This window comes from Sporomusa sp. (assembly GCF_057736855.1).
The window spans coordinates 1-5,693 of the sequence record NZ_JBYKYF010000023.1 but is presented as its reverse complement, the minus strand read 5'-3'; the positions used below and the strand labels follow the sequence as shown (position 1 = coordinate 5,693).

At 41.4% G+C, this 5,693-nt stretch carries 7 protein-coding genes; all 7 read left to right on the top strand.

Annotated elements, in window-relative coordinates:
* The coding region (locus tag AC29Z1_RS02940; protein WP_488269961.1) for a MarR family winged helix-turn-helix transcriptional regulator at positions 1-499 on the top strand (499 nt) is incomplete at its 5' end.
* Positions 492-1,757 (top strand): arsenite methyltransferase, encoded by a 1,266-nt coding sequence (arsM, locus tag AC29Z1_RS02935; protein WP_488269960.1) that lies wholly within the window; start codon positions 492-494, stop codon positions 1,755-1,757. The genes AC29Z1_RS02940 and arsM, both read left to right, overlap by 8 nt.
* A 139-nt stretch (positions 1,758-1,896) precedes the next feature.
* On the top strand, positions 1,897-2,622 hold the full coding sequence (locus AC29Z1_RS02930) for an SDR family NAD(P)-dependent oxidoreductase (protein ID WP_488269959.1): 726 nt from the start codon (positions 1,897-1,899) through the stop codon (positions 2,620-2,622).
* A gap of 128 nt (positions 2,623-2,750) precedes the next feature.
* Positions 2,751-3,083: an ArsR/SmtB family transcription factor gene (locus AC29Z1_RS02925; protein ID WP_488269958.1), complete on the top strand. Its 333-nt coding sequence runs from the start codon at positions 2,751-2,753 to the stop codon at positions 3,081-3,083.
* Positions 3,084-3,190: 107 nt separating this feature from the next.
* Positions 3,191-3,565: an arsenite efflux transporter metallochaperone ArsD gene (gene arsD, locus AC29Z1_RS02920; protein ID WP_488269957.1), complete on the top strand. Its 375-nt coding sequence runs from the start codon at positions 3,191-3,193 to the stop codon at positions 3,563-3,565.
* A 7-nt stretch (positions 3,566-3,572) separates the two neighbouring features.
* Positions 3,573-5,333, top strand: a complete 1,761-nt coding sequence (arsA, locus tag AC29Z1_RS02915; protein ID WP_488269980.1) for an arsenical pump-driving ATPase — start codon at positions 3,573-3,575, stop codon at positions 5,331-5,333.
* A gap of 110 nt (positions 5,334-5,443) precedes the next feature.
* On the top strand, positions 5,444-5,693 hold a 250-nt coding region (locus AC29Z1_RS02910), incomplete at its 3' end, for a radical SAM protein (RefSeq protein ID WP_488269956.1).

Here is a 5,693-nt window from a genome sequence, read left to right as displayed (position 1 = left end):
AGATGCAAATAGTGCCGAAATTTTAAGAGAAATTATTAAGACATGTGTGAGGAAGCTGGGGTTATTGCAAAAGGCGGATGCTGCATGCTGCGGGATTACGGTTGCTCAATGCCACACTTTAGTGGAGATTGGCAGAGCTAACGGTTTGTCGTTAAATGAATTGTCTGAGGCTCTTACGCTCGATAAGAGCACCATGAGCCGCACTGTAGACACCCTGGTTAAATCAGGGTTGGTAGAAAAGCAAACCAATAATGAGGATAGGCGTTATACAAAACTTACGTTAACCGCAGAAGGAACTGAAATGGTTAACGCTATTAATAGGAGGATGGAGGAATTTTTTGAACAGGTCTTAAATTCAATTCCCCAAGAAAAGTACGAAGCAGTGAAAGAGGTCTTACCTTATCTCCTTATTGCAGTAAAAAATACAAAAATATGTTTGGATGTAAGACAAAAGGTGGCTGGGACTTTCCAAGCAAAAGGAGGGGTTAACTGTGAGTGAAAGTATTAGAGAGGTTGTTAAACAGAAATACGCTAAAGCTATTGTCGGAAAGAAAGGCTGTTGCGGAGGGAGTTCATGTTGTGACACTAGCCTCAGTAAAGTGACGCAGATGATTACTGGGAATTTATACTCAGAAAATGACATTCAGGGATTGCCTGCAGATATGATTGCAACCTCTTTTGGTTGTGGTAATCCGACAGCACTGGCGGAACTATATCCTGGGGAAATAGTATTAGATTTAGGCAGTGGTGCTGGGTTGGATGTCTTGCTCTCTGCTAAAAGGGTAGGTCCTTATGGTAAGGCATACGGCCTAGACATGACCGATGAAATGCTGGAAGAGGCTAGACAAAACCAGCAAAAATCCGGGATTACAAATGTAGAATTCCTAAAGGGACACATTGAAGACATTCCTTTGCCTGATAACTCAGTAGATGTCATTATCTCCAATTGTGTCATTAACTTATCTTTTGATAAAGACCAGGTATTAAGCGAATGCTTTCGAGTTTTGAAGCCGGGTGGTCGGTTTGCCGTATCGGATATTGTTTTAAAGAAGGCCATACCATCTAAGTTGCAGCGGGATTTGACTTCCTGGGCAGGTTGTATAGCTGGAGCCCTTAGCGATAATGAATACAAGGATAAACTTGTAGCAACTGGATTTGAAAACGTGGAAGTTCAAGTAACGAGGGTCTATGACTTTACAGATTCAGACTCGGATTTATTTTTGAAGTTGACTAAAGAGGAGCTAGCAGAACTGGAAGGTGCTGTAGTAAGCGCGTTTATTCGAGCTCGCAAGCCCAAGGTAACTCTTCTTAACGGTGTAGATTATCAGATACGGCAAGCGACACATGCCGACCTTCCAAAAATACAGGAGTTACTTACAAGTTCAGGTCTCCCAACCGTAGGTGTCGAGGCTAACATCATTCATTTCCTGGTTGCTGTAAGTAAGGATAATCAACTCTTAGCAACTATAGGGATGGAACGTTCAGGCTCATATGGACTACTTCGTTCGTTGGCAGTTACTCCAGCCTTCCGGAAGCAAGGAATCGCTACACAATTGGTTACTACTGCACTTAACAAGGCTCGGTCTAGTGGAGTCCAAGAAATGTATCTGATGACAGAAACGGCAGAAAAGTATCTATTGCAATTTGGTTTTGTAAAGATATCACGCTCTGCAATTCCAAACATACTGTTAGAAGAATCGGAATTAAATTCAGCTTGTTCAGGCTGTAGCACTTGTATGAGGTTGGAACTAAAATAGGTTTTATTTTTAGAGCATGTAAACCAAAGGCAACTCTTCGTAGCGATGTAGATTATCAAATCGGCAGCGACCGTAGCTGACCTACCAAAGTGAGGCAGTTATTGGGAGAAGTTGAGGGTAATGGGCGAGGGGGATGTGTGTGTTAGAAGGATCAGTTATAGTCATAACCGGTGCAAGCTCAGGTATTGGGCTAGGCTGCCTTGAAGTGTTATACGACAATGGCGCAACGATTATTGGTTTTGATGTTCAAGAGCCTAGGACGCAAAAGGAGCGCTATAAACACTTCACAGTTGACGTTCGAGATGAGGCTAGTGTAATGAATGCTTTGGATGAAATAGAATCTCAATACTCAAAAATAGATGGGTTGGTTAATTGCGCTGGAGTATACTCATGCGGAAAGCCTTTTTATGAGATGAGTTTAGAGGATTGGAATAAGGGACTTTCGATCAATCTTACCGGTACTTTTTTAGTGTCTAAATATGTGGGCCAAAGAATGATTAAAAATAAGAAAGGTAAGATAGTAAACATAAGTTGCATACGCTCTAGAATATTTAGGCCCAATATGGCAGAGTATGCGGCAGCTAAAGGGGGAGTTGTAGCATTAACTTCCGCAATGGCACTCGACCTAGCCCCTTATAATATTCAGGTCAATTCTGTGGCACCGGGGTTTACTTACACAGGAATGACTAAAAAATCTTTTGATGATCCTGTTATTTTGGAATACTCAAATAGCCTAATACCAATGGCAAAAATAGCCGAACCAAAGGAGATTGCTAAAGTAGTGCTGTTTTTGCTTTCTGATTTATCAGCTTATATGACCGGTGAAACAATATTTGTTGACGGTGGTTTTAAAGTAGCGAAATAGAAATGATAAGTAAGACCTGCGAGATTTTGCAGGTCTTACTTATGAAAAAAGTAATTCAAAACACATAGACAATTATCTATATGAAGCATATAATAATACATAGATAAAGTTCTATATGAGGTGATTTCATGACAGATATCTATATTCGTTATGCTATAGTTTTCAAAGCGCTGTCAGATCCTAACCGTTTGTCGATTGTGGATATGCTTTCCTGCGGGGAATTATGTGCCTGTAAAATCTTAGAGAAGTTTAACATCACGCAGCCGACTTTATCGCATCATATGAAAATTCTTTGTGACTCTGGCTTGGTAAAAGGGCGTAAAGAAGGAAAATGGACGTATTATTCGTTGGATGAAAAAATGGTTGATGATTTAAAAACCTTTTTAAGCAATATCACCAGTAGTAAGGCAGATTGTATTTGTAATTGTGAGGAAGTCTATCATTGGGATAACAACCTGTAACGTTGATGGTTGACGGCATTTGCGTATCCTTTACGGCAACCCGGCAAACAAAGAAAGCATCTACTTTGTCGGATAACGTAAATAAATTTTTTAGGAGTGATGTTTGTATGAAAAAAATGGCTATCTATGAACCTGCTATGTGTTGTGAAACTGGTATTTGCGGTGTTAGTGTCGACCCTGAGCTCATCCGTATATCAACCGTGTTAAATGCCCTTAAAAAGAATGGTGTGGAAGTGAAACGGTATAACCTGAGCAGTGCGCCTATGGAGTTTGTTAATAACAAAGTAATCAATCAATATATCAATGAAAAAGGCCCGGAAGGATTACCGGCAGTGCTACTTGATAACGAAATTATTATAACAGGCCGTTATCCTACCAATGATGAATTCATTAAGCTACTTGGCATTCCAGAAAGCTATTTGAGTGAGCCGAAAACTGCTAATAAGGGTGGTTGCTGCTGCTCTGATGGTAAATGCTGTTAAGAATAAAATGAAACCATTAGGGGGCAAGAATGTGCAAGCGTTTAATCCACATGAGATACCATTAACAAAATATTTGTTTTACACCGGTAAAGGTGGTGTTGGCAAAACTTCTGTTGCCTGTGCTACAGCGGTAACGCTTGCTGATAGCGGAAAAAAGGTTTTGCTGATTAGTACCGATCCAGCCTCTAACTTGCAGGATGTATTTGCAACAGAACTTGACGGCAAAGGCAAACCTATTAAGGAAGTGCCTAACCTGGTCGTAGCCAATCTTGACCCTATCCAGGCGGCGGCAGAATACCGGGAAAGTGTTGTCGGACCATATCGCGGCAAACTACCGGATTCTGTTATCGCCAATATGGAAGAACAATTATCCGGTTCGTGTACGGTGGAGATTGCCGCTTTTAATGAATTTTCCCATTTCATTACTAGTGGAACTACGGAAAAGGAATACGACCATATTATATTTGATACTGCTCCTACCGGGCATACCCTGAGAATGCTACAATTACCATCTGCCTGGAGTAAGTTTATTAGTGAAAGCACGCATGGAGCCTCCTGTTTAGGTCAGCTTGCCGGTTTGGAAGATAAAAAAGATATGTATAAAAAAGCTGTGGAAACACTGTCTGATGGTAGTAAAACCACATTGCTGCTCGTATCCCGACCTGAAGTTACGCCGCTGAAAGAAGCAGAGCGGGCGTCCTATGAATTAGCGCAATTAGGAGTTAATAATCAGGTTTTGATTATCAACGGTGAACTTAGAGAACATGATGACATTATTTCCGAGAAACTGTATCAGAAGCAGCAGGCCGCACTAACGGGATTGCCTGAAGGTCTTAAAACCATTCCAAGATATTCGATACCACTGCGCGCCTATACGATTGCAGGCATAGAGAATATCCGTGCCTTTTTGACACAAGATTATGCTGTTATTAATAATGAGAGCCTGCAATCACAATCTATCTTACGTTTGCAGGCTGTAGTTGACGAACTGGCAGCAACAGGCAAAAAGGTGATTTTTACAATGGGTAAAGGCGGAGTGGGCAAAACCACAGTTGCAGCGGCAATAGCTTTAGGATTATCATCCAGGGGGAAAAACGTGCATCTTGCTACTACAGACCCCGCTGCTCATCTTAAATTTGTTCTTGATGAAACTAGCGGTGTATCCATGAGTTATATTGACGAACAGGCAGAACTTAAAAAATATCAGGAAGAGGTATTGGCTAAGGCACGAGAAACCATGTCCGATGATGATGTTGCCTATATAGAAGAAGATTTACGTTCTCCTTGCACGCAGGAAATAGCCGTTTTTAGGGCATTTGCGCAAATCGTTGAAAAAGCCGAAGAACAGGTTGTCGTCATTGATACCGCCCCGACAGGTCATACGCTGTTACTCTTGGATGCAACGCAAAGCTATCATAAGGAGGTAAAACGGACACAGGGGGAAATACCTGAATCAGTAAAAAAACTGCTTCCCCGCCTACGCAATGAAACAGAAACCGAGGTTATTATTGTAACCCTGGCTGAAGCAACACCTGTTTATGAGGCTATGCGACTGGAAGAAGACTTGAAACGCGCCGGTATTTATAGCAAATGGTGGGTTATCAACGCCTCTCTCTATCAGTCAGGCACTACAAATACTTTGCTGAAAGCCAAAGCCAGCAATGAAATCCAATGGATTAATAAGGTTGACAGTCATACAAACGGCAGTTTTGCCCTAATTGGCTGGAGCGCAGATGAATTGAAAGGCGAAAAACTGCTCGCTTTGTAGCTTTTTAGAAGGTATAAAGTTAATTATTTTAGCTATGGGGAATCACGACCAAATGTAACTTTTCTTGTATCACTTGTATCCGCAGTTCTTGACAAGATGAGCTGACTCATATGACCTGGGAAACATTCGAAAATATAGTAAATAGCTTAAAAGAGTTGCCGGAGCTCACAACCGTTCACTTTGGCGGTTTTGGTGAACCGTTAATGCATCCGCAGATTTTCGATATGCTGCAGGCAGTGAAAGAACTTGGCCTAAAGGTCGAAATGATCACAAACGGTTCGTATTTGCGGGAAGAAATTCTTGAGCAGCTTATCAAGCTAGAACTGGATATTCTGTACACTTCATTAGATAGATCTGAGG

What these genes read in the sequence shown, in the direction of transcription:
- AC29Z1_RS02925 (WP_488269958.1), top strand. Translation starts at nt 2,751, where the DNA reads ATGACAGATATCTATATTCGTTATGCTATAGTTTTCAAAGCGCTGTCA.
- arsD (WP_488269957.1), top strand. Translation starts at nt 3,191, where the DNA reads ATGAAAAAAATGGCTATCTATGAACCTGCTATGTGTTGTGAAACTGGT.
- arsA (WP_488269980.1), top strand. Translation starts at nt 3,573, where the DNA reads ATGAAACCATTAGGGGGCAAGAATGTGCAAGCGTTTAATCCACATGAG.